The following is a 26,334-nucleotide window of genomic DNA, read 5'->3' as shown; positions in this document are numbered from 1 at the left end:
CGCTCGCGATCCTGCGAAAATAGTCGGTTTTTTGCCGATTGGGGAGGTGCGCTTCCCCGGTGCGGCGGCTCGCAGCCTGCTGCGGGCATTGCGTGACCGATGTACCAGCACCACCAGCTTCACCGTTCCAGACTCGTGCTCCTGCTTCAGCAATGGAGCCCCGCGCCCTCTGATGCGGCGCAACCCGCGCAGGATCTGGCCGAGCAGATGAGCCCATGGCTCAGCACGGTGGATGCCGTTCAGCTCAGCCGCGCGCTGCACGCCCTGGAGTCGGCGGGCGCGGCTCCTGGGCCGCGTTCAGGGGCCGTGGATGTGCCCGCACTGCAGGCCCGCCTGGACGCAGCGCGCAGTGAGCTGGCCGCCCTGGCCTCGGCCGGGCCTGCGAGTGCAAGGCCTGTGCGCGAGCGCGCCGACAACACGCCCGTGGCCCCGCCCGATCCCGAATTGGCCGCTGACTTTGCCGTGTATGCAGCGCGTTATATCGCCGTGCAAAAGCAGGTGGAAAGCCGCGTGGCGGGCCTGCGGGCGCAGATGCGGCAGGTGCTGTCAGCAGGGCCCGAGGCGCTGCGACGCCTGGCCGCGCTCGACGCGGTCATGGAGCACATGCTGGGTGCGCGCGAGCAGCGGCTGTGGGCTTCGCTGACCGTGCACCTGGAGCGGCGGATGGCGCAACTGCGCACGGCGCATGGGCAGCGGATCGCCGAGGCGGGCCGCGACGACGAGCCGCACCGCTGGGCTGAGCCCGGCGGCTGGCTGCACAGCTTTGAACAAGACATGCGCGCCTTGCAGGCCAGCGAACTGCAGGCGCGCCTGCAACCCCTGGTGGGGCTGCTGGACGCGGCGCGGCACCACGCGCGCGCACTGAACCCGCCCGATCGGCGCGAGCCCATGCGCACCAGCGCGAAATCCGCGAAGACCGGGACCATGACGATGACAGGAACGAACGAATGAGCAAGAGTGTGATGGCGGCCATGGCCGCCGCAGGGCTGGCCGTGGTGGGCTGGGTGGCGTGGGGCTTCGTCGGGTCCAGCCCGCTGGCGCTGTCCATGACGGTGGCCATCGCCGTCGTGTACCTGCTGGGGGTGTGGGAGCTGATGCGGTTTCGTTCGGCCACCGCAACGTTGTCGGCCGCGCTGGGCCCGTTGGTGCAGCCGCAGCCGCAGCCGCAGCAGCAGCAGCAGCAGGCGCAGCCGCTGACGGATCTATCCGCCTGGCTGGCCGGCCTGCATCCTTCACTGCGCCTCTCCGTGCGCCAGCGCATCGAGGGCGAACGCGTGGCCCTGCCCGGGCCTGCGCTCGCGCCCTACCTGGTGGGGTTGCTGGTCATGCTGGGCATGCTGGGCACCTTCCTCGGCATGGTGGTCACCTTCAAGGGCGCCGTGTTTGCGCTGGAGGCCTCGGCCAGCCTGGAATCCATCCGCGCCGCGCTTGCCGCGCCGATCCGGGGGCTGGGCCTGTCGTTCGGCACGTCGGTGGCAGGGGTGGCGGCATCGGCCATGCTGGGACTGATGCTGGCGCTGTGCCGGCGCGAGCGGCTGGTGGCCCAGCGCGGGCTGGACGCGTGCACCGCAGCGGCCCTGCGACCCTTCTCGGCCGTGCAGCGGCGTGAGCAGATGTTTGACGCGCTGCAGGCCCAGGCCCAGGCCATGCCGCGCGTGGCAGAGCGGCTGCAGGAGCTGGTGGATGGGCTGGAGCGCCGCCACGCGCAGCTGGGCAGCCAGTTGCAGGACGAACAGCAGCGCTTCCACCGCGAAGCGGCCGCAGCCTACGCCGAACTGGCCGACAGGGTGGGGGCGTCTTTGCATGAGAGCCTGGGCGCCAGCGCCCGCATGGCGGGAGACACGCTGCGCCCGGTGGTCGAACAGGCCATGGCCGCGCTGGCGCAAGAGGCCACGCAATCGCACCAGCACCTGCGGGAAGCGATGGACGGGCAGATGCAGGCGCTCACGGCCCAATGGCAGGGCACAGCGCGTGAAGTGGCCCGCACCTGGACCGATGCCCTGGAGCAGCAGTCGCAAGTGCAAGGGCGGCAGGCGGCGCAGCTGGAAGACACTTTGCAAGCCATCACCGGCGCGGTGCAGCAGCGCACCACAACGCTGCTGTCGGGCTGGCAGGACAGCGCGGCCCAGGTGCAGGCTGCCCAGGCGCGGGCCGACCAGGAGCGCCTGGCCCTGTGGAACCAGTCCCTCGACCACTTGGCCAGCACCTTGGCGGCGCAGTGGAAGCAGGCGGGCGACGAAGCGGCGCAGCAGCAGCGCGACACCGGCCGGGCGATGGAAGGCGCCGCGACGCAGCTTGCGCAGTCGCTGCATGCAGCGTCCCAAGCGCTGGAGCAACGCAGCACTCTGGTGCTGGAGGCGCTGCAGCAAAGCGCTGAACACCAGCGCACCGCCGAAGCGGCCGCGAACGAAGAGCGCATCGCGCGCCTGGGCCAGTCGATGGAAGGCATGGCGGCGCAGCTGGCGCAGCAGTGGCAGCGCGCCGCAGAGCACACGGCCCGGCAACAGCAGGGTGTGGGCGAGGCGCTGGAGGCGGCGGCCGCGCAGTTCAGCACGCAGCTGACGCAACAGGTGCAGCAGGCTGTGGCGGGTGCGTCACGCTTGATGGAGCAGTCCGATGCGCTGCTGGCAGCCCGCATCGAGGCCGAGGCACGCTGGGCTGGCGCGCAGGAGCAGCGCATGCAGGCCCTGGCGGGCGTGGTGCAGGCCGAGCTTGCCGCGCTGCGTGACGCGGAAGCCGCGCGCGGCCAGGCGGCCGTGGAGCGCCTGGACCAGTTGCAAGGCGCCGTGGCCGGGCATCTGGCCACGCTGGGCACCGCGCTGGAGGCGCCGCTCACGCGCCTGCTGCAGACCGCGTCCGACGTGCCCCAGGCCGCCGCCGGCGTCATCACCCAGCTGCGCGGGGAGATGGCGAATTTCAGCGAGCGCGACAACGCCGCTCTGGCCGAACGCACGGCCCTGATGGCGCAGCTGGGTGCGCTACTGCAGACCGTGAACGAGGCGGCGGCCCAGCAGCGCGCCGCCATCGAGTCGCTGGTGGGATCGGCCGGGGGCGTGCTGGAGGCGGCTGGCGCGCAGTTCGCGCAGGCCCTGGGCGCGCAGGCCGACAGGGCGGACGAGGTCTCGGCCCACGTGTCGGCCAGCGCGGTGGAACTCGCAAGCCTGGGCGAGTCCTTCGGCCATGGCGTGGGGCTGTTCGCCGCCAGCAGCGACAAGCTGCTGGAAACCCTGCAGCGCATTGAAGGCGCCATCGGCCAGTCGCTCAGCCGAAGCGACGAGCAACTGGCCTACTACGTCGCTCAGGCCCGCGAGGTGATCGACCTGAGCATCAGCGCGCAGCACGGCATCGTGGAAGACCTGCGCCGGCTCAAGGGCCAGATCGCCGCCGCGCCCGTGGAGGTGGCCGCGTGACGGGACTGGACGACACGCTGGACGACAGCACCGAGCAGACGGCGCCGGTGTGGGCCGTCTTCGGCGACCTGATGGCGGGCCTGCTGGGGGCGTTTGTGCTGATTTTGGTGGGCGTGCTGGTGGTGCAGATCGACCTGGTGGCCAGCCTCAAGCAAGAGGTGGAGAAGCGCCAACAGGAGGAGAAGCGCCGCATGGCGCTGGAGCAGGCGCTGGCCGGGCCGCTGGCCAGCGGCAGGGTCACGGTGGTGGAAGGGCGCATCGGCATCAGCGGCAGCGTGCTGTTCGCAGCGGGGTCGGCCGACCTGCGCACAGAAGGGCAGCAACTGCTGCAGACCCTGGTGCAGCCTCTGCATGTGTACCTGCGCGAGCGCGACGAGATGCTGATGGTGAGCGGGTTCACCGACAACACCACCGTGCTGCAGGGCCGCCACCAGCGGTTTGCAGACAACCTGGAGTTGTCGGCCCAGCGAGCGCTGACCGTGACACGCGCGCTGATTGAGGCTGGGCTGCCGTCGGCCCAGGTGTTTGCCGCAGCGTTTGGCGCCGAGCAGCCCGTGGCCGACAACGCCGACGAAAGCGGTCGCGCGCAGAACCGGCGTGTCGAGATGGCGCCGGTGCCACGGGCCGCCAAACCAGCGGCTGGCCCGGGCAAGGTGCATGGCGACGGAATAAATGCCAGTGGCGCGGGAAACAGCCGTGGGTGAACCCAGCCTGGACGCGCTGCGGGCCGAAGGTGCCGAGCGCCTGGACCCGGTGCGGTTCAGCTACCTTCAGGCACTGGCCGCCCGCCTGCCCGCACAGCCCCCGGCCGTGCAGCGCCTGCTGCAGGCGCGGCTGCACGCGGGTTTGCTCGATTGCGCGCAGCAGGTGCGCACGCGTGCGACGCAGCCACCCCTGGCGTTGCAGGCGGCGGCTGAAGCATCGCCCCTGGCGCGCCTGAACTGCGAGCTGCAAAACCGCACGCCCATGCCTTCAGAGCACGAGGATGACGGCGCGTGGGCCCACCACGCCTGCGGTGCGCCCGACATGGCCAGCGTGAGGCGCTTTGGCGCGGTATGGGCCAAGATTTCTGCCGATCAGAAGGTGGCCCAGGCCCTCCAGCGCGGACCGGAAAACGCCGGCCCCCTGAACCCGCACCGCCTTCTGCTGCGCTCGCTTGCGCTCATGCGCAACCTGTCGCCCGAATACCTGCAGGCCTTCGTCGCGCAAATGGACAACCTGCTGTGGCTGGAGCAGTCGTCCGCCCGGCCGGCACGCGCGCCCTTGCGGCCCGGCCGCGCGGGGCGCAGCAAGGGCTGAACGTGCCGAGCAGGCCAAGAGCGGGTGTTGTGCACCGGGCTACCCCGGCGTGTTCAGCGCGACGTGGCTGAGCGCCATGCGGATCAGCGCGCCGATTCCGGGCTCCGGCAGCATGGGACGGAATGCGCTGACATGGGACCGGCCGGTGTTGCCCAACGGTAGCCTCTGCAGCGCATGGCCGAGCGGGACCAATGCCAGCCGCAGGATTTGGCCCAGCGCCTCGCGGCCGTCTCGGAGGGTGATCGCATAGCGCAACATGGCAACGTGTGACCGCCAGTGCAGCGGCAGCGATGTCTGGCCCATCACATGGGCCGCTTCCAGCCACTGCCAGCGCTGATCTGGCGGGTCGTCGGCGTACAGCGCAAATTGCTGCAGCAAGAAATCGAAGGCGGCTTTGTGCAGTGTTGCTTGGGCAGCGCGTGGGGGTGTCGTGCGCATGGCTCAGTGGGCGTGGGGCTTGGATGCTGCGCGCTCGCCCGCCAGTTCGCGCCGGGCGTCCTGGACCACGCTCCAGCCGCCGCTGATGGCAAGGCCCGCCATGATGGCGGCGACCACCAGATCGGGCCAGACGGTGCCCGTGCCCAGCACGCCCAGTGCCGCGCCCATGATGGCCAGGTTGCCCAGCACGTCGTTGCGCGTGCACAGCCACACGCCGCGCATATTGGCGTCTCCTTCGCGCCAGGCGTAGAGCAGGGCGGCCACGCCCAGGTTGGCGGCCAGGGCCAGCAGGCCCACGGCCCCCATGGTGTAGGGTTCGGGCGCCTGGCCCTGCCACGCACCCCAGGCCACGCGGCCCACCACGAACGCGCCAAACGCAAGCATGCTGGCGCCCTTGACCCACGCCGCGCGAGCGCGCCAGGCCAGCGCCATGCCCAGCACCCACAGCGAAAGGCCATAGTTGGCCGCGTCGCCCAGAAAATCGATGGAATCTGCCAGCAACGCCGCAGAGCCCGCGCTGGCCCCCGCGCCGATCTCGATCAAGAACATGGCCGCGTTCACAAACAGCGCAATCCACAGAATGCGCCGGTAACGTGGGTCGGGGTTGGCGGTGGCATGACCGTGGCCGTGATGGTGTGGTTGAGGGTGTGTGTGGTTGTGTTGGCAGCGGGCGGACATGGCGGTGGGGTACTCCTGGCAAGGGTGTCTGCATTCAAGCGATGGCATGATTGGAAACCTTGAAGTCACTTGAAGGTCAAGCCCATGGAGAAGCACGCACCGCAGTTCCGGATCGGCGAGGCTGCGCAACAGTCCGGCGTGACGGCTGCCAACATCCGCTACTACGAGAAGGAAGGCCTGCTGGCCCCCGGTGCGCGCGAGGGCAATAGCTACCGGCTTTACAGCGCGGCCGATGTGCACCAGCTGCGCTTCATCCGCCTGTGCCGCGCCATGGACATGTCGCTGCATGAAGTGCGCACGCTGCTGGCGCTGGACTGGAACCGCAAGCAAGACTGCGACGCCGCCCGCGACACGCTGGACGAACACCTGCAGCATGTGCGCGCCCGCCGCGCAGAGCTGCAGGCGCTGGAGGCCGACCTGCAGGCGTTGCGCGACCGCTGCGATGGCTCGGACGCGCAGTGCCACATCATCGAGGCGCTGCATGCCCGTGCCGACGCCCAGCCGCACCCGGCGGCGCCCTCGGGCTCCGGCCCGGGCAAGCGGCATGTGTGATGGCCCGCGCGCCATCGGCAGACCCAGGCGAGCACGGGTTGCGCCTCGCAGCCTTGGTTATCAAGTTTGATAGCTATAAAGTGTTTATGGATAAGCGGTAAGGGCAAAAAACATTGGAAATTTTTCTCACAGTTGTTGCCTGCACCGCCTGCGCGCCCGCCGCTATGATCCGCCCATGATCTCGCGCCTGCCCGGTCTCTCCCTGCCAGAACGTGTGCTGAGCACCGCGCGGCGCTGGGCCGTGGCGTGGTGGCGCATCCTGTACCTCGGGGCCGTGGTGCTGGTGCTGGTGCTGTCGCCGTCCAGCTATGGCACGGGCACGCGCAAGGCCCTGGCGCGCCATGTCTATCTCGATACCGCTCCCGTGCTGCTCGGCTTCACCGTGCTGGCGGCGCTCATCAGCCTGGTGCTCACGCGCATCGTGGTCGTTACGGCGCTTAGCTATGGACTGTCGAGCTATGCGCTCGAGATGGTGATCCGGGTGCTGGTGCTGGAGCTGATTCCCCTGACCGCCGCGCTGTTCGTCGCCATGCGCTGCACCATTCCCAACGGAACGCAGATGGCGCGGCTGCGGCGCTCGGGCCGATTCGACGTGCTGCGCCGCCACGGGGCAGACCCCGTGCGGGTGGAGCTGCTGCCACGCGTGATCGCCGGTGTGTTCGCCAGCATCACGCTGGCCGCGCTCAGCTGCGTGGTGGCGCTGGTGCTGGCCTATCTGGGCGTGTATGGGTTCAACCTGGCAGGCCTGCCCAGCTATACGCGCATGTTCGGGCAGGTGTTTTCGCCCAGCGTCACCCTGGTCTTTGTGCTGAAGACAGTGTTCTTCAGCCTTGCCGTGGCGCTGATTCCCATGGCTGCCGGCCTGCACGATGCGGGCGAGCGTGCCCAGCCTGATTCAGAGCTGGGCGGGCTTGCGCGCATGTTTGCCGTGCTGCTGCTCATCGAGGTGGCCTCCCTCATGGGCAACTATTACTGAGACCGGCCCGCAGGCTGACGCAAACCCCACGATGTCCATGCACCCCGTTCCATGACCGACAAGCATTCTTCCTCCGGTCGCCCCGAACCCGGCCAACCCCCAGCGGCCCGCCCCGAATCCGACCTGCCGCCCGCCGAGATCCTGCGCCCCGTGGCCAACCTCGAACTGAAGGCTGCGGCGCTGCTGCTGTTCACGCTGCTGCTCATCGCGGGCTCGGGGCTGTATCTGCTGTATGCGCGCGGCGCGTTCGAGCCCACGCAGACGCTCATCCTCACGGCCGACGATTCCGAAGGCGTGGTGGTGGGAATGGACATGACGTTCTCGGGCTTTCCCATCGGGCGCGTGCGCCGCATTGAGCTGGCGAACGAGGGCAACGCCCGCATCATTGTCGACGTGCCCCGCAAGGACGCGCACTGGCTGCGCCAGTCGAGCGTCTTCACCCTGGTGCGCGGCATCGTGGGGGGCACCAACATCCGCGCCTATACCGGCATGCTGGCAGATGCGCCGCTGGAAGACGGCGCCGTGCGCCCCGTGCTGCGCGGCGATGCCACCGCAGAGATTCCGCAGCTCATGGCATCGGCGCGCGAACTGCTGACCAACCTCAACGCCATCACCGCGCAAGACGCCGCGCTGGGCAGCAGCATTGCCAACCTGCGAGTGTTGACCGAGCGCCTGAATGGCCCCGGCGGCGTGCTGGGCGTGCTCATGGGTAGTGAGGCCGATGCGCGCAAGATCGTGGCGACGCTGGACCGCACCAACGCCCTGCTGGCGCGCCTGGACGGCATGGCGGCCAAGGCGGACCGGCAGGTGTTTGGCGGCGATGCCGGCAACAAGGACGCCCTGGTGCCCGAGGTGCGCGCCACCGTGGCCCAGCTCAACGCCCTGCTGGCGGACACACGCAGCAGCCTGCAGAAGGTGGACGCGGTGCTGGTGGAAGCCCAGGCCATCGGCGCCAACGCCCGCGAAGCCACCACCGACCTGGGCGCACTGCGCGCCGAGGTGGAGAGCAATCTGCGCAAGGTGGAAAGCCTGGTCAACGAAATCAACCGCAAGTGGCCCTTTGCGCGTGACACGGAGATCAAGCTGCCATGAAACCACTTGATGTTGCTGCCCACCGGTTCTCTTGCTTGTCGGCGCGGGCGCGGGCGCGGGCGCAGGTGCTGGGCAAAGTGCTGTCCCTGGTTCTGGCGATGGGCCTGGCGGCATGTTCCAGCAAGCCCGCCGTGCCCGACTGGCAGATGAATGCACATGCCTCATCGCAGAAAGCCGTGGAGGCGTATTTGTCTGGCAACAACCGCGTGCAAGCGCTGGAGTGGGAGCTCGCGCGCGCCGAAGTGGCCCGCACCGGCCGCCTCGACCTGCTGGCGCGGCTGGAATTGCTGCGTTGTGCCGCGCACGTTGCCAGCCTCGATGTGCAGCCCTGCAGCGAGTTCGAGCGCCTGCGCACAGACGCAGCGCCCGCCGAGCAGGCCTACGCCGACTATCTGGCGGGGCGTGTGCAGCCAGCGCAGATCGCGCTGCTGCCGGAGGCCCAGCGCAAGGTGGCAGCCGCAGGCGACGCCGCGTCGGTAACCTCTGTGGCCGACCCTCTGTCGCAACTGGTGGCCGCCGGTGTGCTTTTGAAAACGGGGCGCATCACCCCGCCGGCCATCGCCCAGGCGGTGGAGACAGCGTCTGCCCAGGGTTGGCGCCGGCCGTTGATGGCTTGGCTGGGGGTGCAGGCCCAGAGGGCCGACGCAGCCGGTGACGCATCGGCTGCGGCTGCATTGCGCCGCCGGATCGCCGTGGTCGAGCAAAGTGTTCCCGCCCGGTGATCGGCTGATTTTTTCGGCGTAGTCCCAAGGCGGCGACCCGCCCGCCGCGACGGGTGCGCGTGTCAGTCAGCGCAGACGCGCTTGCAACTGGGCTTCGATGTGCTCGCGCTCCATGGCGAACTGCTGCGCGTTAATCTCTTGGGCTTCGTATTTGCGTGCCGTGGAAAGCAGCAGTACGGTGTTTTCCAGGCGGGTGTCTTGCTGAATGGAGGGGGGCAGGGCTGCCAGTCGGTCAAAGCTTTGCTTGTACAGCTCGCTCCACGCCAGCAGCCCCGCCTGCGCTTGCGCGCGTGCCGTGTCGTGCCAGCGGGTGAATTCCTCCAGCGCCATGTCCCGCGAACTGGAACAGCCGACAAGAGCCGTCACCAACGACGCCGCCGCAAAAAGTCGGCCTAGGCGATGCGAGCAGGTTTGAAATGCCGGTGCAGAGATGCGAATGCGTGCCATCACGATCGTCCTCCATTCATGAATGCACCGGAAAGTCCGGTGTGCCGCGCCGAATGGTACTCCGATGCTATGATTTTTTCCAGTCCTCGTTCAGGCGCGTCCTGACGCCCACAGGGCCCAAGCAGGCGCGCGTCACTCAAAAAACGAGGTGGGGAGCAACTCGTCGAGCCCCGGCGGCAAAGCGGTGAGCGCATCCACGGCAGGGACGGCTACGTCGGGGCTGGCAAGCGCCACGGACGCCAGCACCGCCAGAACCACAGTGCCGGCAAACGTCATCAAAGCGCGTGCTCCAGAGGAAAAGGGGTGGCGGTTCATGCTGAGGTCCTTTGAAAGGGGTGCGGGCGTCTCAATGACTGCCCGGCCAGCCTCAATGGCTGCGTGCAGCGATTTCAGCAAATGCCCCTGGAGGTGTCTGTAAGACAAGTGCGAATCCCAGCCGCTGAAGATCGGATGTTGCAACTGGTTGCAGACAGGGGCAGAGACTGAAAAGCAAAAAACCCGCGCCTCAGGAAAGCGCGGGTTTTGCGGGGGTTGAAAAGATCAACGATCAGATCATCAGCGCAGTCAATTGTGGCGGAGAGGGCGGGATTCGAACCCGCGGTGGGGATTAGCCCACACACGCTTTCCAGGCGTGCGACTTAAACCGCTCATCCACCTCTCCGAAGCCCTCGATTATAGCCATAGGAATCGCTCGATTCGGCTTTGTGCGGCTGAGAGGTCAAAAAAGAGAGCGTAGCTCTCGCGGCGACTGCGGCGACTTCGTTGTCTACGGCGCCTTCTGCGAGGTCTGCACCATCTTCATGGCCGAGCCGATCAGCGCCGACACTTCGGTCATGTTGCTCGGCACGATCAGGGTGGTGGTGGCGTCGGTGGCCACGCGGCTGTAGGCGTCCACAGCCTTTTCGGCCACCTTGAGCTGCACGGCCTGCTCCCCGCCGGGCTGGCGGATGGCCGTGGCCACGCGTTCGATCGCTTCGGCGGTGGCCAGGGCCACGGCGCGGATCGACTCGGCTTCGCCGATGGCGTTGTTGATGACGGCCTGCTTTTCGCCCTCGGAGCGGGCGATGAACGCCTCGCGCTCACCGGTGGCGATGTTGATCTGCTCCTGGCGACGGCCTTCGGACGCCGCGATGAGCGCGCGCTTTTCGCGCTCGGCGGTGATCTGGGCCTGCATGGCGTGCAGGATCTCCTTCGGGGGCGTCAGGTCCTTGATCTCGTAGCGCAACACCTTCACGCCCCAGTTCAGCGCCGCCTCGTCGATGGCCTGCACCACCTGGGCGTTGATGATGTCGCGCTCTTCAAAAGTCTTGTCCAGCTCCAGCTTGCCGATCACCGAGCGCAGCGAGGTCTGTGCGAGCTGCGTGACGGCCATGATGTAGTTGCTCGAACCGTAGCTGGCGCGCATGGGGTCGGTCACCTGGAAGTACAGGATGCCGTCCACCTGCAGCTGCGTGTTGTCGCGTGTGATGCAGACCTGGCTGGGCACGTCGAGCGGGATTTCCTTGAGGCTGTGCTTGTAGGCGACCTTGTCGAAGAAAGGGATGATGACCTTCAAACCCGGACCCAGCGTGCCGTGGTACTTGCCAAGCCTCTCGACAACCCAAGCGTTTTGCTGGGGAACCTGTTTGAAGCTGCGGATCACGACGACAACGACCACTATGGCGATGGCGTATGCGATGTAAATGCCGTCCATATCAAGCCTTTCGGGAGAGTTTGCTGAAAAAGGGGGTTACAAAAGTTCTACCAGCAGGCGGTTGCCTACAAGTTCGACAACTTTGTGCATTCCGGGGGCAGGCGTTACGCCGGGGCGATGAATCGCGGTCCAGCTTGCGCCTCGGTACTTCACTTGGGTGGTACCGTCGGAACCCCATTCGCTGATGAGAATGGTTTCCCCCACATCCAGGTTCACGCTGCGGTCGGCGCGGGCCGGGGGGTCTTCGGGGCGCTTTTTCTTGTAGTAGTACCAGCCCACCACGGCAACGCCGCCAACCGCCGCAGCTGCCACGACTTGCATTGTTGCCGAGAGACCCATGTGGGCGGCCAACGCTGCAGCAACCAGCCCCAGGGCCACCATCAGCAAATAGAACGTGCCGGTGAGCAGCTCTGCAACTACGACAGCCCCCGCTGCCAGCCACCAGAGTGTGGATTCCTCCATAAAGACCTCCTTTTATCGTTGTGTGTCGCTGTATTCAGCGCACCACATTCTGGGTCAAAAGGATGGCAGTTCAAAGGCGTGCCAACGTTATTCCTTACACTTCGCGCCTGTTTCGTTTTTTGGCCCAACGGGCCACGGCTCCCTGGAGGCTGCGCATGAAGTTTCGCTTTCCCATCATCATCATCGATGAAGACTACCGTTCTGAAAACACGTCAGGCCTGGGCATCCGTGCCCTGGCGCAGGCGATCGAGGCCGAAGGCTTCGAGGTGGTGGGGGTGACCAGCTACGGCGACCTGTCGCAGTTCGCGCAGCAGCAAAGCCGCGCCAGCGCCTTCATCCTGTCGATCGACGACGAGGAATTCACGCTCGGTTCGGGGCTGGACCCGATCGTTCTGAGCCTGCGCAACTTCATCGGCGAGGTGCGTCGCAAGAACGCCGATGTGCCGATCTACGTGCACGGCGAGACCAAGACCAGCCGCCACTTGCCCAACGACATCCTGCGCGAGCTGCACGGCTTCATCCACATGTTCGAGGACACGCCCGAGTTCGTGGCGCGCCACATCATCCGCGAGGCCAAGAGCTACCTGGAGAGCGTGCAGCCCCCGTTCTTCAAGGCGCTGCTCGACTATGCCGAAGACGGCTCGTACAGCTGGCACTGCCCGGGCCACTCGGGCGGCGTGGCCTTCTTGAAGAGCCCTGTGGGCCAGATGTACCACCAGTTCTACGGCGAGAACATGCTGCGCGCCGACGTGTGCAACGCGGTGGAAGAGCTGGGCCAGCTGCTGGACCACAACGGCGCCATCGGCGAGAGCGAGCGCAACGCCGCGCGCATCTTCAACGCCGACCACTGCTTCTTCGTGACCAACGGCACCAGCACGTCCAACAAGATGGTGTGGCACCACACGGTGGCGCCCGGCGATGTGGTGGTGGTGGACCGCAACTGCCACAAGTCCATCCTGCACAGCATCATCATGACCGGGGCCATTCCCGTGTTCCTGAAGCCCACGCGCAACCACTTCGGCATCATCGGCCCGATCCCGCAAAGCGAGTTTGAGCCCAAGGCCATCGAGGCCAAGATCAAGGCCAACCCGCTGCTCAAGGGCGTGGACGCGAAAAAGGTCAAGCCGCGCGTGCTCACGCTCACACAGAGCACCTACGACGGCGTGCTCTACAACACCGAAACCATCAAGGGCATGCTTGACGGCTATGTGGACAACCTGCACTTTGACGAGGCCTGGCTGCCGCACGCGGCGTTCCACCCGTTCTATGGCAGCTACCACGCCATGGGCAAGAAGCGCACGCGCCCCAAGTATTCGGTGACGTACGCCACGCAGTCCATCCACAAGCTCCTGGCCGGCATCAGCCAGGCCAGCCACGTGCTGGTGCAGGATTCGCAGACCGCCAAGCTCGACAGGCACCTCTTCAACGAGGCCTACCTGATGCACACGTCCACATCGCCGCAGTACAGCATCATCGCCAGCTGCGACGTGGCGGCCGCCATGATGGAGCCGCCCGGCGGCACCGCGCTGGTGGAAGAAAGCCTGCTCGAAGCCCTGGACTTCCGCCGCGCCATGCGCCAGGTGGAAGAAGACTTCGGCAAGAACGACTGGTGGTTCAAGGTCTGGGGCCCCGACAAGCTGGTGGACGAGGGTCTGGGCCGTGCCGAGGACTGGATCATCCGCAGCGACGGCAAGGGCAAGAAGAACGGCAGCAAGTGGCATGGCTTCGGCCAGCTGGCCGACGGCTTCAACATGCTGGACCCGATCAAGTCCACCATCGTCACGCCGGGCCTCAACCTCGACGGCAAGTTCGACAAGACCGGCATCCCGGCCAGCATCGTGACCAAATACCTCGCCGAGCATGGCGTGGTGGTGGAGAAGACGGGCCTGTACAGCTTCTTCATCATGTTCACCATCGGCATCACCAAGGGCCGCTGGAACACGCTGCTCACGGCGCTGCAGCAGTTCAAGGACGACTACGAGAAGAACCAGCCCATGTGGCGCATCCTTCCGGAGTTCTGCCAGCAGCACAAGCGCTACGAGCGCATGGGCCTGAAGGACCTGTGCCAGCACGTGCACGAGATGTACGCCAAGTACGACATCGCGCGCCTGACGACCGAGATGTACCTGTCGGACCTCACGCCGGCCATGAAGCCTTCGGATGCGTACGCGCACATCGCCCACCGCCAGACCGAACGCGTGGAGATCGACGACCTGGAAGGCCGCATCACCGTGGGCCTGGTCACGCCGTACCCGCCGGGCATTCCGCTGTTGATCCCCGGCGAAGTGTTCAACAAGAAGATCGTGGACTACCTCAAGTTCGCCCGCGAGTTCGCCAAGTTGTGCCCGGGCTTCGAGACCGACATCCACGGCCTGGTGGAAGTGGAAGACGAGAACGGCCAGGTGCGCTATTACGCCGACTGTGTGGCGGACGAAAAGAAGAGCGCCAAGAACCCCAAGCCGCTGGCCACCGCCAAGAACCTGGTGCAGGTGGGCGATGACGGGGCTTACAGCCGAATCGTCTGACCGTTTTTTGCAGTCAAAAGAGCTTCCAGCGCTTGTCCATCAAGCGCTGGAAGCTCTTTTTTTGATAGCGAAAGCCTGGTGGCGTGCGGCTTGGCAGAAACCCCGAAGGCGCGTCAGCGCGGCAAGTCCTCGCGCACGCGCACAAAGCTCGCAAAGCGTGGCAGCCCGCCGTCGTGTGTGCCGCGAAAACGGTAGGTCACCCAGCTGCCCACGGGCGGGGGCTGCATGCGCTGCGCATCGGTGAAGCCTGCCCCCAGCCTGAACCGCTGGCCGGAGGGCATCTCCAACAGCAGCGCGCCCATGCGGCCCGCATGCTTGCCCTGGCCGGGCAGGTGCGCCACCACGCGGGCCTCGGTGTCTTCATGGGTCTTGACCTTGATGAGGTCGTCGCTGCGGCCGGACCGGTACAGCGAACTGCCCTTGTGCAGCATCAGGCCTTCGCCGCCCGCGCGCACCGTCTTGTGCAGCAGGGCCTGCAGCGCCGCGTCGCTGGCAATGCGCTGCTGCGGCGCGGCCTGCACCCAGGGCTGGTGGATGTGCCGCACCAGCGCCTGCAAGGCTGGCAGCCGTTCGTCAAACACGCCGCCGTGCTGCGGCAGGTCGAACACCATGAAGCGGATGCCGCGCCAGGCCGTGTCGTCCGGCTGCTGCTGGCGGGTGGTGGACTGCGCGGCGCTGAACCGGCCGCGGCCCGCCCACAGTTCGCCATCCATCGGTGTGGTGGGCCAGCCTGCGGTAAACCAGGCCGGGGCCTGCACGGTTTCGCCGCCGCGGGTGCGCAAGGTGTGGCCGTCCCAGTAGCCGCGCACGCCGTCGTACTTTTCGCTCACCCAGTAGTCCGCCAGCGGCATGCCGGGGCGGTACACGTTGGCCAGCAGCAGGGCGGGCGCGTCTGCCGCCTGCACCCAGGCCGATGCGGGCAGCAAGGCCGCGAGCGGCAGGGCCCTGGCCAGGGCGCTTACAACGCGGCGCCGGGCGAGGGGTGGTGCGCTATTGAATGGATAGCTGTCAGCGCTTATGGGATAAGCGCTGAGGGTCATTTTGATGCTTGAAAGTTGGATCAGACCTGGTCGGCCGACAGGCCCGCCGTCTGGCTGAAGCCGCCGTCCACGTAGGTGATCTCGGCGGTCATGCCGCTGGCCAGGTCCGACAGCAGGAAGGCGGCCACATTGCCCACGTCCTCGATCGTCACATTGCGGCGCAGGGGCGACGCGTCGGCCACGCGGCTCAGCAGCTTGCCGAAGTCCTTGATGCCGCTGGCGGCCAGCGTCTTGATGGGGCCGGCGCTGATGCCGTTGGCGCGGATGCTGCGGCCGTCTTCGGTGCGGCCCACGGCCTCGGCCAGGTAGCGCACCGAGGCTTCGAGGCTGGCCTTGGCCAGGCCCATGGTGTTGTAGTTGGGGATGGAGCGCAGCGCGCCCAGGTAGCTCAGCGTGATCAGCGACGACTTGTCGTTCAGGTAGGGCAGGGCGGCCTTGGCCATGGCCGGGAAGCTGTAGGCGCTGATGTCGTGCGCGATGCGGAACCCTTCGCGCGAGAGGCCTTCGAGGAAGTTGCCTGCAATTGCCTCGCGCGGCGCGAAGCCGATGCTGTGAACGAAGCCGTCAAACTTGGGCCAGGTGGCGGACAAGTCGGCAAACATGCGCTCGATCTGTTCGTCGCTGGCCACGTCGCAGTCAAACACCAGCTTGGAATTGAACTCGGCCGCAAAGTCGGTGATGCGGTCCTTGAAGCGCTCGCCCACATAGCTGAAGGCGAGCTCGGCGCCCTGGTCGTGGCAGGCCTTGGCAATGCCGTAGGCGATGGAGCGGTTGGACAGCACGCCCGTGATGAGCAGCTTCTTGCCGGCGAGGAAACCCATTGTTGTTCTCCTGTGGAATGCGGGGAATGAGGCGACGGCGGCAGCGCACCGGAAGACCTCGGGGATATCCCTTTGGCCCGGGCGGCAGCGCCTGCAACGTAGTGCAGAATTGTCGCATGCGGTTTTGGCTCACTTTTTTGCTGATGGGATGTGCGGCACCGACCTGGGCCGCACACGCATATGCCCTGTGGGGCACCCCGCGCTACCCGGCCGGGTTTGCGCATTTCGACTACGTGAACCCCGACGCCCCCAAGGGCGGCGAGCTGCGCCTGGTGAGCAACCTGCGCGTGTCCACGTTCGACAAATACAACCCGTTCACCATCAAGGGCAACGCGCCGGCCTATTTGTCGTCGCTGATGTTTGACTCGCTGCTGGTGGGCTCCATGGACGAGACCGCCACCGGCTACGGCCTGCTGGCCGAAGACGTGGAGGTGGCTGCCGACGGCCTGTCGGCCACGTTCAAGCTGCGGCCTGAGGCGCGGTTTCACAATGGCAAGCCCGTGCTGGCGCAGGACGTGAAGCACAGCTACGACACGCTGGTGGGGCCGTTCACCTCGCCGGCCTACAAGACGATGTTGATCGAAGTTGCGGGTGTGGATGTGGTGAACGACCGCACGGTGCGTTACCGTTTCAAGCAGCCCAACCGGGAATTGCCACTCACCGTGGGCGGCCTGCCTGTGTTCAGCCGCGACTGGGGGGTGGAAAACGGCAAGGCCAAGCCCTTCGACCAGGTGGTGATGGACATCCCCATCGGCAGCGGCCCCTACAAGATCGGCCCGGTGCGCTTTGGCAAAGACATCACCTATGTGCGTGACCCCGGCTACTGGGCACGCGACCTCAACGTGCGCAAGGGCACGGCCAATTTCAATGAGGTGCTGGTCAAGATCTACAAGGACAACACCGCCAAGCTGGAGGCGCTGAAGGCGGGCGAGTTTGACCTGATGCGCTTTTTCAGCGCGGGCGACTGGGCGCGGCGCGTGACGGGCAAGAAGTTTGACACCGGCGAGCTGGTGAAGGGCGAGTTCCAGCACAAGCTGCCCTCGGGGTTTCAGAGCTATGTGCTCAACACCCGCCGCCCTCTGCTGCAGGACGTGCGTGTGCGCGAGGCGCTGGGTCTGGCGATGGACTACGAGTGGATGAACCGCCAGCTGTTTTACGGCGCCTACCAGCGGGTCAATGGACTGTTCGGCAACACAGCCTGCGAAACCCGGGGCACGCCTTCGCCCGAAGAGCTGGCACTGATGGAGCCGTATCGCAAGCACATTCCCGCCGCAGCCTTCGGCCCCATGACGGTGCCGCCGCGCACCGACGGCGATTCGTCCCTGCGCGCCAACCTGCGCCGTGCGCAGGCGCTGCTGAAAGAAGCCGGTTGGGAAGTGCGCGATGGCGCGCTGCGCAACGCACAGGGCGAGGCCATGGTCCTGGAATACATGGACAGCAACGAAGGCGGCGTGCGCACGATCACGCCGTGGATGCGCAACCTGGAGAAGCTTGGCATCACGTTGCGGTTCCGCTCGGTGGACTTCGCGCTGTACCAGCAGCGCCTGCAGAAGTTTGACTTCGACATCACTTCGCTCGCCTTCCAGGGCACGCACAACCCCGGCCAGGAGTTTGCCGACATGTTTGGCAGCAAGGCAGCCGATGTGGAGGACTCGGGCAACTTTGCGGGCGTGAAGAACCCCGCGGTGGACGCCATGGTCAAGGCCATGACCTCGGCCAAGACCGAAGCCGAGCTGCTGCCGGCCTGCCACGCGCTGGAGCGCATCATCGCGCACAGCCACTATCTGATTCCGCAGTGGACGGCCGGCACGCACCGCATGGCCTACAACGCCTGGCGGCTGGCCCGGCCCCAGGCGGTGCCGCCGTATTCGAGCGGCGAAGGCTGGGTGATCGACACCTGGTGGGCCCGCATCCCGCCCCAAACCGCGCCCGACAAGAAGTAGCCTTCTTCAGTAGCCGAAGCAACTCCGCACACCGCCCGCCCCATGTTCGCCTACATCCTCAAACGCGTCCTGCTCATGCTGCCCACATTGCTGGGCGTGCTCCTGCTGACCTTTGTGGTGATCCAGTTCGTGCCCGGCGGCCCGGTGGAGCAGTACATGGCCGAGGCCAAGGCCGGCGCGGGCGGCGGTGGGGCCGAGGGCGGCGGTCTGAGCTACCGCGGATCGCAGGGCGTGGACCCCAAGCGCCTGGAGCAGATCAAGGCGCTGTATGGCTTTGACAAACCCGCGCACGAGCGTTTTTTTCAGATGCTGGGGCAGTTTGCGCGCTTCGACCTGGGCAAGAGCTTCTTTCAGAACAAGGACGTGTGGACCTTGGTGAAAGAGAAACTCCCCGTCTCCATCAGCCTGGGCCTGTGGACGTTTTTCATCAGCTACCTGGTGGCCGTGCCGCTGGGCGTGGCCAAGGCGGTGCGGGCCGGTTCGCGGTTTGACCTGGTCACCACGCTCATCATCCTGGTGGGCTATGCCATCCCGGGCTTTGTGCTGGGCGTGGCCCTGCTGGTGATCTTTGGCGGGCAGCTGCAGTGGTTCCCGCTGCGCGGGCTCACGTCTTCCAACTGGGACGAACTGAGCTGGGGCGCGCGCATCGTGGACTACCTCTGGCACATCACGCTGCCCGTCACGGCCATGGTGCTGGGCAGCTTTGCCGTCACCGCCATGCTCACCAAAAATTCGTTTCTCGAAGAGATCCGCAAGCAGTACGTGCTCACGGCCCGCGCCAAGGGCCTCTCCGAGGGCCAGGTGCTGTGGAAGCATGTGTTCCGCAACGCGCTCATCCCCATCGTCACCGGCTTTCCGGCCGCGTTCATCGGCGCGTTCTTCGCGGGCTCGCTGCTCATCGAGACCCTGTTCTCCCTCGACGGTCTGGGCCTGCTCAGCTACGAAAGCGTGATCCGCCGCGACTACCCGGTGGTGCTGGGCACGCTGTATCTGTTCACGTTGATCGGGCTGGTGACCAAGCTCATCAGCGACCTGTGCTACGTGTGGGTGGACCCGCGTGTGAAGTTTGATTAAACAAAAGATGCCCATGCTGCCGCCGCCAAGTCTGACGCCAGAAATGATGGAACGCGCTGTGGACGCGTTGCGGGCCGGGTTGCCTGGCCTGATGGCGGTGTACGGGTTTGGCAGCCGCGTGCAGGGCACAGCCCGGCCTGACAGCGACCTGGACATGGCGGTGCTGGTGAGCGGCTATGCCGATGTGACGCAGCTGTGGCGGCTTTCTGGCGAACTGGCGGATGTTGCAGGCTGCGCAGTCGATCTGCTGGATTTGCGTGCCGCATCCACCGTGATGCAATACCAGGTCATCACCCGGGGGCAGAGATGGTGGGCGCGGGATGCGCAGGCTGCGCTTTTCGAGGCTGCCATCCTGAGCGAGAAGACAGCCCTGGACACTGCGCGCGCGGGTCTGCTGGACGATATTCGGGAGCGAGGGACGGTGTATGGTGGATGACGTGCTGATCAACAAGGCCGCCACGATAGAGCGCTGCGTGCAGAGAGCGCGCGAAGAGTATTTCAGCGACCCGGCCACGTTTGCTGCCAGTTTCACGCGCCAGGACGCCGCAATCCTCAACATTCAGCGCGCCTGTGAGGCGGCGTTGGACATGGGCCAGCACCTGATCCGCCGCGACCGGCTGGGCGTTCCGCAAAGTGCGCGCGATGTCTTCGCGCTGTTGGCCCGGGCGGGCAGAATCGACCCGGGCCTTGCAGAAAGCCTGCAGCGCATGGTCGGGTTTCGCAACATCGCGGTGCACGACTACCAGAGCCTGCAGTTGCCCATCACGGTGGCCATCATCGAAAAGCACCTGGATGAGTTCCTGCAATACAGCAAGGCCCTTCTGCTGCAAGACCAATAAGAGGCCATGGGTTTGAACGCCACCACTGCCCCCACTTCTACAGCCACTGCGGTCCCTGAGGCCGCCGCGGCCACTTCCCCCGCATCCCTGTCCCCCTCCCGCCGCGCCTGGCAGCGCTTCAAGCGCAACCGGCTGGGTTACTGGAGCCTGCTGGTCTTCTGCGCGCTCGTGCTGGTCAGCCTGTGCGCCGAGCTGGTCAGCAACGACAAGCCGCTCATCGTGCGGTATGAGGGGCAGACCTACTTCCCCATGCTGAAGGACTACCCCGAGAAGACCTTTGGCGGCGATTTTGAAACCCCCACGGACTACCTCGACCCCTTCATCAAGGAACGGCTGAGCACCGGCAGCAACTGGGCGCTGTACACGCTCAACCCCTACGGCCCCAACACGCTCAACTACTTTGCCAAGGCACCCAACCCCTCGGCCCCCACGGCGGACAACTGGCTGGGCACGGACGACCGGGGGCGCGACCTGCTGGCGCAGCTGCTCTACGGATTCCGGGTGAGCGTGCTGTTTGGCCTGGCGCTCACCATCACCGGCGTGCTGCTGGGGGTGGTGACCGGCGCCATCCAGGGTTTTTTTGGCGGCAAGACCGACCTCGCGTTCCAGCGCTTCATCGAGATCTGGGGCTCCATGCCCGAGCTGTACCTGCTCATCATCTTCAGCGCCGTGTTTGCGCCCAGTGTGTCGCTGCTGCTCATCCTGCTCAGCCTGTTCGGCTGGATGGGCCTGTCCGACTACGTGCGCGCAGAGTTCCTGCGCAACCGCCAACTCGACTACGTGAAGGCTGCCCGCGCGCTGGGCGTGAGCAACACGCAGATCATCTGGCGCCACATCCTGCCCAACAGCCTCACACCCGTGGTCACGTTCTTGCCGTTTCGCATGAGTGCGGCCATCCTGGCGCTCACCTCGCTCGACTTTCTGGGCCTGGGCGTGCCGCCGGGCACGCCGTCGCTGGGCGAGCTGCTCAGCCAGGGCAAGAACAGCATCGATGCGTGGTGGATTTCGCTGTCCACTTTTGCGGTGCTGGTCACCACCTTGTTGTTGCTGACCTTCATGGGCGACGCGTTGCGCGATGCGCTGGATCCGCGAAAGGCTGATCTGTGAACACACCGCATGCACCGGCCATGAATCCGCATCTGCTGCAGGTGAACGACCTGCATGTCCGCTTTGGCACCAAAGAGGTGGTGCGGGGCGTGAACTTCCACATCGCCCCCGGCGAAAAACTCGCGCTGGTGGGCGAGTCCGGCTCGGGCAAGACCATCACGGCCCTGAGCCTGCTGCGCCTGGTGGGCGATGCCGCCATCACCGGCCAGGCCCAGCTGCAAGGCCGGGGCGACCTGCTGGCCCTGACCGAGCGCGAGATGCGCGGCGTGCGCGGCGACGACATTGCCATGGTGTTCCAGGAGCCCATGACCGCGCTCAACCCGCTGATGACCATTGGCGCGCAGATTGTTGAAATTTTGCAGCTCAAGCGCGGCCTCTCGGGCGCGCAGTGTGCGCAGGCGGCCATCGACCTGCTGGCGCAAACCGGCATCCCCGAGCCCGCACGGCGTGCGGGCAGCTTTCCGCACCAGCTCAGCGGCGGCCAGCGCCAGCGCGCCATGATCGCCATGGCTCTGGCCAGTGCACCCAAACTGCTGCTGGCCGACGAACCCACCACCGCGCTCGACGTGAGCCTGCGCGGGCAGATTCTCGATTTGCTGTCTGACCTGCAGCGCCAGACCGGCATGGCCGTGCTGCTCATCACGCACGACCTGAACCTGGTGCGCCGCTTTGCCGACCGCGTGGCCGTGATGGAGCAGGGCGTGCTGGTGGAGCAGGGCACCGTGGCCGAGGTGTTTGGCAACCCGCAGCACGCCTACACACAGCGCCTGATTGCCAGCCAGCCGCGCCGCGACGTGCTGGAGGTGGCCGCGCCCGAGGGCACATTGCCCGTGGTGCAGGCGCAGGACCTGCGCGTGGTCTACCCCACACCGCTGCCGGGCGTCAAAGGCTGGTTTCACAAAGGTGAATTCGTGGCCGTGCAAGGTGCATCGCTGCAACTGCTGCCCGGCCAGACGCTGGGGGTGGTGGGTGAGTCGGGCTCGGGCAAGTCCACACTGGCCCAGGCGATTCTGGGCCTGCTGCCCAGCACGGGCACGCTGCAGGTGGGCGGCCAGGCCTGGCAGCAGCCCGCCACGCGCAACACACCGGGCAACCAGCAGCTGCGCCGCAGGGTGCAGGTGGTGTTCCAAGACCCGTTCTCGTCCCTGTCGCCGCGCCTCACGGTGGAAGAAATCGTGGGCGAGGGCCTGAAGGTGCACGAGCCCGCGCTGGGCGTGGCCGAACGCCGCAGCCGCGTGGAAGCCATGCTGAGCGAGGTGGGCCTGACAGAAGCGCAGTTTCCGCGCCTGCTGGCCCGCTACCCGCACGAATTCTCGGGCGGCCAGCGCCAGCGCCTGGCCATTGCCCGCGCCCTCATCGTGCAGCCCCAGGTGCTCGTGCTCGACGAGCCCACCAGCGCGCTCGACGTCACCATCCAGCAGCAGGTGCTGGGCCTGCTGCAGCGCCTGCAAAAGGAAAAGGGCCTGAGCTACCTGCTCATCACGCACGACGTGGATGTCATCCGTGCCATGGCGCACGAGGTGCTGGTGATGAAGGACGGCGCCGTGCTGGAAGGCGGCACCGTGGCCCAGGTGCTCGAATCGCCGCAGCACCCGTACACCCAGCGCCTGGTGGCTGCAGCCACAGTGCCCGAAGTGGCCTGATCACGCCCGGGGAAATCGCCAGGGCGCACTTCGGAGCGTGGGGGCTTGGTGCGTCTCTTTGAAAGTTTGGGGAGTGTGGGAAGGGTGGGGAGGTTGCAGCGTTTGGAGAGCTTTGCGAGCAGACCAATGCGAAGCACTACACGACCCCTGCAGGAGCCCAGCAGGAGCCCAGCAGGAGCCCTGCAGGAACACTGCACACCAACCCACCGTTCAGGCTGAGCCTGTCGAAGCCCTGCGCCAAACGTTGATCGCCAGCGCAAGGCGGGCGTCACGCATCTGAAAAATACCAACAAAAATGGCCCTCAGCGCTTACTGTTAAAGCGCTGACAGCTATTAAAACTGTAGTGGAAGGCGCTTTGATCGGCGCCGGCACTCACCCCGCACCCCACGCTCTTTGCCTTCCGCACCCCTCAGGTGCGCACCGCCTGCCGCGCATGCTGCTCCACCGGCGGCGCGGCAAACACGATCTTGCCCACATCCACCCCCATCGCCCGCGCGCGCTCCAGCAGGTGGTCCCGCACATGCCAGGGCAGGGTGGGCGTGCGCGACAGAATCCACAGATAGTCCCGGCTCGACCCGATCACCATGGCCCACTGGTAGTTCTCGTCCAGCGCCACCACGTTGTACCCGCCATAGAACGGCCCGAAGAACGACACCTTGAGCGCCGCGCGGTCGGGGCTGTCCACAAACCGTGCCGTGCCCTCGGCTTCCTTCCACTCCTGGCGCACCGGGTCATAGCCGCGGTTCACCACCTTCACGGTGTTGTCGTCATTGAGCGTGTAGGTGGCCGTGGTGCGCGTCAGCCCGCGCTCGAAGCGGTTGTCGATGCGGGCCACCTCGTGCCACTGGCCGGCATAGCGGTTCACGTCAAACCCCGTCACCACCCGAATGCCCTCTGGAGCGCGGGGTGTGGAACACGCCGACAAGGCCAGCACGCCCACCAGCGCAGCCATCCCCGCCAGCCAACCCCATGCAGAACGCCGATGGCGTGCAATGGTCGGTGATGCCAAAGGGCTGTGCAGGGTGTGCTGTGCAGGCATGGGGCTTCTCCTCAGGTAGCCGGTGGTCTGGGGTGCTGGCGCGGTCATCAACCTGTGTGTTCGCTCAACAGATCAGAGAGGAGGTCGTGCGGCCAAACACATGGGCTTGACTGTAGAAGGCGCACCTTGCCGCCGCTGTAGGCGTGCGCTGGCAGGGCGTGTCGGCTGCGGGGCGTTTGCCAGTGCAGCCCGCGAAAGATGGGAGGGGATGGGGGAGTGAGTCCAAGGAGCCGTCAGCGCTTTACCTGCAAGCGCTGGCAGCTATCAGAAACGGAGCATTCTTGTGGGTGGAAGCGGTTGGTTTCGGGCTCTTCCTCCCACATCGCACTACGCCGATCACTCTTGCGGCAGCTTGCCGGCCGCTTGCAACGTGTGGCGATGCGGTGACGCAGATTCCATGTCGGCACGGGACATTGACGATCCCACTCCAGATGCCGGAAATACGACTGCAGGTGCTTTACCCGCTGGTCCCCATTTGCTTTCTAGTTAGATGCGTCGTACATCAGCAGGATCGGGCTTCGGGTCTTAAGTTCGATCCTTGTCAATGCGCTTCGACACTATGAGCCAACCCGGAAGGCGAGCTTTCATCATCTCGCGCACCTCACCCTCACCGCGCGCCGTGAGCACAGTTGCATAGCGGAACGATCGGCCGCCAGTGCGCTCTATAACGAAGTCGCCGACATACGTTATTTCACCCGCTTCAAGTCGTACACAGGCATCCTTGCTAAGGTTGCCCTGCTGTGCAGAACGAGTTGGCGGAATCGAGTAGTACTGTCCGAAGCGAATCTCGTTAGTACATATCCAGCCAGGAAGCACTTCATACGCAACCAATTCTCCTGCTCTGGTGAACGGCAAGAACAATATCTTCCCGACTCCAAAGTCCGAGGGAGCTCCCCACGAGAAATCCGGCTCCGCCCCAGTTCCCCGGTACGCGAAGTTGATGTTGCCATCTTCATGCTTTGAAAGCAGTTGCACGCGCGAGACGACTACGGCGTTGATTTTGTTCGGTGCAACGCTGGCCTCATCTAGGGCCAAGACGGCACTACGGGGCGGCGGTGTTTCGCAGGCTGTCAGCAACGCGACTGCGACCAGACACGTGAAGCGATATCTCATGAGCGCCTAACCATCAGCGTTTATCTGGCGCAACCCCAGTTGCAGGCAAAGTGCAGCGGCATTCATAGCGTCAGATAAACCTCGTTGGAGTCAACCGCGGCCCCCGGGGCAAGACGGTCACACGGGAGAGGGGAATGGTCGGCAGTCAGCCATGCAAGACTGCCCGCATTATGCGCAGCGCCCCTGGGGATTACGCGTGACTGTTGCGCAATTGCGATTCGCAGGCCTTGCGTGGCGGGCAGCCCGCGCTCAACGCCCTTGCTGCCACCCCGTGCGGTGTCCAGAGCAAGCAGAGCCCGCACCACTGCGCACCACGCAGCGGTGATGTGTCCTTTGGCGAGCACTCCCGTTTCATGGACGCGCGCGGACCCACCCGTGCCATGTGCCAAAGGCCGGCAATTGCCCGTACCCAAAGTTCAACAACCCACCAAAAACATCACCCCCGCGCCGCAAACCAGGCGTGCAAAAAGTCCGACAAAGCCCGGGTCTTGGCCGACAGGTCGCTCTTGCTGGGGTACACCAGCGTCACATCGGCGGCGGGCAAGGCCCAGCCTGGCAGCACGGGCTGCAGGCGGCCGGCGGCGATGTGTTCGGCCACGTCCCATTCAGACCGCATCAGCACGCCATGGCCGGCCAGCGCCCAGGTGGTGGCGGCGGCGCCGTCGTTGGTGCTGAGCATGCCGCGCACCTTCACGGTTTCTTGCCGGCCGCCCTGGTGCAGGTGCCAGGTGCCATAGGTTTCATCGCTTTCGCGGATCACGATGCACTGGTGGGCGAGCAGGTCGGCAGGTTGCTGCGGCTCGCCGGCCTGGGCCAGGTAGGCGGGGGCGGCACACAGCACCCGGCGGTTGGCCCGCAGGCGCCGTGCGGTCAGGCGCGAGTCGGGCAGGTCGCCGAATCGCACGGCAGCATCAAAGCCTTGTTCCACCAGGTTCACGGGCCGGTCCGTCAGGTGCAGTTGCACTTCCACCTCGGGGTACGCACGCGCAAAGGCCGACAGCGCGGGCGCGATGTGCGTCCGGCCAAAGCCCAGGGTGGCGGCCAGTTTCATGAGCCCGCGCGGCGAACTGCGCGCGCCCGCCACCGTGCGCTCCAGGGCCTCCAGGTCCGACAGGATGCGCGTGCCGTCCAGCAGATAGGTTTCGCCCTCGGGCGTCAGGCTCATGCGCCGGGTGGTGCGGTGCAGCAGGCGCACGCCCAGCCGGTGCTCCAGCTGCGCCAGGCGGCGGCTGGCAGCGGGTGGAGTAATGCCCATCTGCTGTGCCGCCGCTGCGAGGCTGCCTTCCTTGATCAACAGGGCGAAGAAGCGCAGGTCTGAAAAGCCGTCCATGGGTTATTCGTGCATTGCATTTATGAATGAAGTAATTTTGAATGACTTTATGTTTGTTTGGTGCACTCATAAGATGCCAGCACACACCAC

General features: G+C 66.0%; 26 protein-coding genes and 1 tRNA gene. 15 read left to right on the top strand and 12 right to left on the bottom strand.

Annotation, left to right across the window (positions count from 1 at the left end; all coding sequences use genetic code 11):
- The first annotated feature begins 99 nt into the window (after positions 1–99).
- From ACOQFS_RS13085 to ACOQFS_RS13070, 4 genes are read left to right on the top strand one after another with little or no spacing between them, the layout of a single operon-like run.
- Positions 100–951 carry a DUF3348 family protein gene (locus tag ACOQFS_RS13085; RefSeq protein WP_421563294.1) on the top strand — a complete coding sequence of 284 codons (852 nt, stop codon included), beginning with the start codon at positions 100–102 and terminating at the stop codon, positions 949–951.
- The gene (locus ACOQFS_RS13080) at positions 948–3,410 is read left to right on the top strand and encodes a DUF802 domain-containing protein (RefSeq protein ID WP_421563293.1); all 2,463 of its coding nucleotides are present in this window, start codon (positions 948–950) and stop codon (positions 3,408–3,410) included. Before ACOQFS_RS13085 ends, ACOQFS_RS13080 begins: the two co-directional genes overlap by 4 nt.
- The gene (locus tag ACOQFS_RS13075; protein WP_421563292.1) at positions 3,407–4,114 is read left to right on the top strand and encodes an OmpA family protein; all 708 of its coding nucleotides are present in this window, start codon (positions 3,407–3,409) and stop codon (positions 4,112–4,114) included. The genes ACOQFS_RS13080 and ACOQFS_RS13075 overlap by 4 nt, the downstream gene beginning before the upstream one ends.
- The gene (locus ACOQFS_RS13070) at positions 4,107–4,709 is read left to right on the top strand and encodes a DUF2894 domain-containing protein (protein ID WP_421563291.1); all 603 of its coding nucleotides are present in this window, start codon (positions 4,107–4,109) and stop codon (positions 4,707–4,709) included. The genes ACOQFS_RS13075 and ACOQFS_RS13070 overlap by 8 nt, the downstream gene beginning before the upstream one ends.
- Before the next feature lie 39 nt (positions 4,710–4,748).
- Here the strand turns inward: ACOQFS_RS13070 and ACOQFS_RS13065 are convergent, their stop codons facing one another.
- On the bottom strand, positions 4,749–5,147 hold the full coding sequence (locus ACOQFS_RS13065) for a DUF3703 domain-containing protein (RefSeq protein WP_421563290.1): 399 nt from the start codon (positions 5,145–5,147) through the stop codon (positions 4,749–4,751).
- A gap of 3 nt (positions 5,148–5,150) precedes the next feature.
- Entirely contained in the window at positions 5,151–5,825 is a 675-nt protein-coding gene (locus ACOQFS_RS13060) for a cation transporter (protein WP_421563289.1), read from the bottom strand.
- A gap of 84 nt (positions 5,826–5,909) precedes the next feature.
- Between ACOQFS_RS13060 and ACOQFS_RS13055 the strand changes: the two genes are divergently transcribed.
- The 4 genes from ACOQFS_RS13055 to ACOQFS_RS13040 all read left to right on the top strand — a co-directional run bounded on the left by ACOQFS_RS13055 (position 5,910) and on the right by ACOQFS_RS13040 (position 9,167).
- Positions 5,910–6,377, top strand: coding sequence for a Cd(II)/Pb(II)-responsive transcriptional regulator (locus ACOQFS_RS13055; protein WP_421563288.1), 468 nt, complete (start codon positions 5,910–5,912; stop codon positions 6,375–6,377).
- 175 nt (positions 6,378–6,552) lie between these two features.
- Complete coding sequence (locus ACOQFS_RS13050) at positions 6,553–7,353, top strand: MlaE family ABC transporter permease (RefSeq protein ID WP_421563287.1); 801 nt, start codon at positions 6,553–6,555, stop codon at positions 7,351–7,353.
- A gap of 51 nt (positions 7,354–7,404) precedes the next feature.
- Positions 7,405–8,445: an MlaD family protein gene (locus tag ACOQFS_RS13045; RefSeq protein ID WP_421563286.1), complete on the top strand. Its 1,041-nt coding sequence runs from the start codon at positions 7,405–7,407 to the stop codon at positions 8,443–8,445.
- A gap of 98 nt (positions 8,446–8,543) precedes the next feature.
- Positions 8,544–9,167, top strand: coding sequence for a hypothetical protein (locus ACOQFS_RS13040; protein ID WP_421563313.1), 624 nt, complete (start codon positions 8,544–8,546; stop codon positions 9,165–9,167).
- A 66-nt stretch (positions 9,168–9,233) separates the two neighbouring features.
- Here ACOQFS_RS13040 and ACOQFS_RS13035 read toward each other — a convergent pair whose 3' ends face one another.
- The 5 genes from ACOQFS_RS13035 to ACOQFS_RS13015 all read right to left on the bottom strand — a co-directional run bounded on the left by ACOQFS_RS13035 (position 9,234) and on the right by ACOQFS_RS13015 (position 11,769).
- The gene (locus ACOQFS_RS13035; RefSeq protein ID WP_421563285.1) at positions 9,234–9,614 is read right to left on the bottom strand and encodes a hypothetical protein; all 381 of its coding nucleotides are present in this window, start codon (positions 9,612–9,614) and stop codon (positions 9,234–9,236) included.
- Between the two features lie 132 nt (positions 9,615–9,746).
- Positions 9,747–9,929 (bottom strand): hypothetical protein, encoded by a 183-nt coding sequence (locus ACOQFS_RS13030; RefSeq protein ID WP_421563284.1) that lies wholly within the window; start codon positions 9,927–9,929, stop codon positions 9,747–9,749.
- A gap of 256 nt (positions 9,930–10,185) precedes the next feature.
- Positions 10,186–10,275: transfer RNA gene (locus tag ACOQFS_RS13025), tRNA-Ser, on the bottom strand.
- A gap of 105 nt (positions 10,276–10,380) precedes the next feature.
- On the bottom strand, positions 10,381–11,298 hold the full coding sequence (locus tag ACOQFS_RS13020; protein ID WP_421563312.1) for an SPFH domain-containing protein: 918 nt from the start codon (positions 11,296–11,298) through the stop codon (positions 10,381–10,383).
- A 45-nt stretch (positions 11,299–11,343) separates the two neighbouring features.
- Entirely contained in the window at positions 11,344–11,769 is a 426-nt protein-coding gene (locus tag ACOQFS_RS13015) for an NfeD family protein (RefSeq protein ID WP_421563283.1), read from the bottom strand.
- Positions 11,770–11,924: 155 nt separating this feature from the next.
- Here ACOQFS_RS13015 and ACOQFS_RS13010 point away from each other — a divergent pair, with 155 nt between their 5' ends.
- Positions 11,925–14,294 (top strand): Orn/Lys/Arg decarboxylase N-terminal domain-containing protein, encoded by a 2,370-nt coding sequence (locus ACOQFS_RS13010; protein ID WP_421563282.1) that lies wholly within the window; start codon positions 11,925–11,927, stop codon positions 14,292–14,294.
- Between the two features lie 113 nt (positions 14,295–14,407).
- On the opposite strand, the gene ACOQFS_RS13005 is transcribed toward ACOQFS_RS13010, so the two are convergent.
- Both ACOQFS_RS13005 and fabI read right to left on the bottom strand, forming a co-directional pair.
- Positions 14,408–15,334 carry a DNA ligase gene (locus ACOQFS_RS13005; RefSeq protein ID WP_421563281.1) on the bottom strand — a complete coding sequence of 309 codons (927 nt, stop codon included), beginning with the start codon at positions 15,332–15,334 and terminating at the stop codon, positions 14,408–14,410.
- Positions 15,335–15,354: 20 nt separating this feature from the next.
- Complete coding sequence (gene fabI / locus ACOQFS_RS13000) at positions 15,355–16,155, bottom strand: enoyl-ACP reductase FabI (RefSeq protein WP_421563280.1); 801 nt, start codon at positions 16,153–16,155, stop codon at positions 15,355–15,357.
- Between the two features lie 116 nt (positions 16,156–16,271).
- On the opposite strand from fabI, the gene ACOQFS_RS12995 reads away from it, so the two are divergent.
- The 6 genes from ACOQFS_RS12995 to ACOQFS_RS12970 all read left to right on the top strand — a co-directional run bounded on the left by ACOQFS_RS12995 (position 16,272) and on the right by ACOQFS_RS12970 (position 22,761).
- Entirely contained in the window at positions 16,272–18,098 is a 1,827-nt protein-coding gene (locus ACOQFS_RS12995; protein WP_421563279.1) for an extracellular solute-binding protein, read from the top strand.
- 42 nt (positions 18,099–18,140) lie between these two features.
- Complete coding sequence (locus ACOQFS_RS12990; protein WP_421563278.1) at positions 18,141–19,172, top strand: microcin C ABC transporter permease YejB; 1,032 nt, start codon at positions 18,141–18,143, stop codon at positions 19,170–19,172.
- A gap of 46 nt (positions 19,173–19,218) precedes the next feature.
- Positions 19,219–19,608 carry a type VII toxin-antitoxin system MntA family adenylyltransferase antitoxin gene (gene mntA / locus ACOQFS_RS12985; RefSeq protein ID WP_421563311.1) on the top strand — a complete coding sequence of 130 codons (390 nt, stop codon included), beginning with the start codon at positions 19,219–19,221 and terminating at the stop codon, positions 19,606–19,608.
- Complete coding sequence (hepT, locus tag ACOQFS_RS12980) at positions 19,598–20,011, top strand: type VII toxin-antitoxin system HepT family RNase toxin (RefSeq protein ID WP_421563277.1); 414 nt, start codon at positions 19,598–19,600, stop codon at positions 20,009–20,011. Before mntA ends, hepT begins: the two co-directional genes overlap by 11 nt.
- Before the next feature lie 87 nt (positions 20,012–20,098).
- Positions 20,099–21,118: an ABC transporter permease gene (locus ACOQFS_RS12975; RefSeq protein WP_421563310.1), complete on the top strand. Its 1,020-nt coding sequence runs from the start codon at positions 20,099–20,101 to the stop codon at positions 21,116–21,118.
- A 20-nt stretch (positions 21,119–21,138) separates the two neighbouring features.
- Positions 21,139–22,761 (top strand): ABC transporter ATP-binding protein, encoded by a 1,623-nt coding sequence (locus ACOQFS_RS12970; RefSeq protein ID WP_421563276.1) that lies wholly within the window; start codon positions 21,139–21,141, stop codon positions 22,759–22,761.
- A gap of 410 nt (positions 22,762–23,171) precedes the next feature.
- Here ACOQFS_RS12970 and ACOQFS_RS12965 read toward each other — a convergent pair whose 3' ends face one another.
- From ACOQFS_RS12965 to ACOQFS_RS12955, 3 genes are all read right to left on the bottom strand, one after another.
- On the bottom strand, positions 23,172–23,714 hold the full coding sequence (locus tag ACOQFS_RS12965; protein WP_421563309.1) for a lipocalin family protein: 543 nt from the start codon (positions 23,712–23,714) through the stop codon (positions 23,172–23,174).
- Positions 23,715–24,326: 612 nt separating this feature from the next.
- On the bottom strand, positions 24,327–24,914 hold the full coding sequence (locus ACOQFS_RS12960) for a hypothetical protein (protein ID WP_421563275.1): 588 nt from the start codon (positions 24,912–24,914) through the stop codon (positions 24,327–24,329).
- Positions 24,915–25,350: 436 nt separating this feature from the next.
- The gene (locus tag ACOQFS_RS12955; RefSeq protein WP_421563274.1) at positions 25,351–26,244 is read right to left on the bottom strand and encodes a LysR family transcriptional regulator; all 894 of its coding nucleotides are present in this window, start codon (positions 26,242–26,244) and stop codon (positions 25,351–25,353) included.
- Positions 26,245–26,334 lie beyond the last annotated feature (90 nt).

This window comes from Paracidovorax sp. MALMAid1276 (assembly GCF_049198005.1).
In the GTDB taxonomy this organism is placed as follows: Bacteria; Pseudomonadota; Gammaproteobacteria; order Burkholderiales; family Burkholderiaceae_C; genus Acidovorax.
The sequence above is the reverse complement of the archived record's forward strand: the minus strand, read 5'-3'. Positions and strand labels throughout refer to the sequence as shown.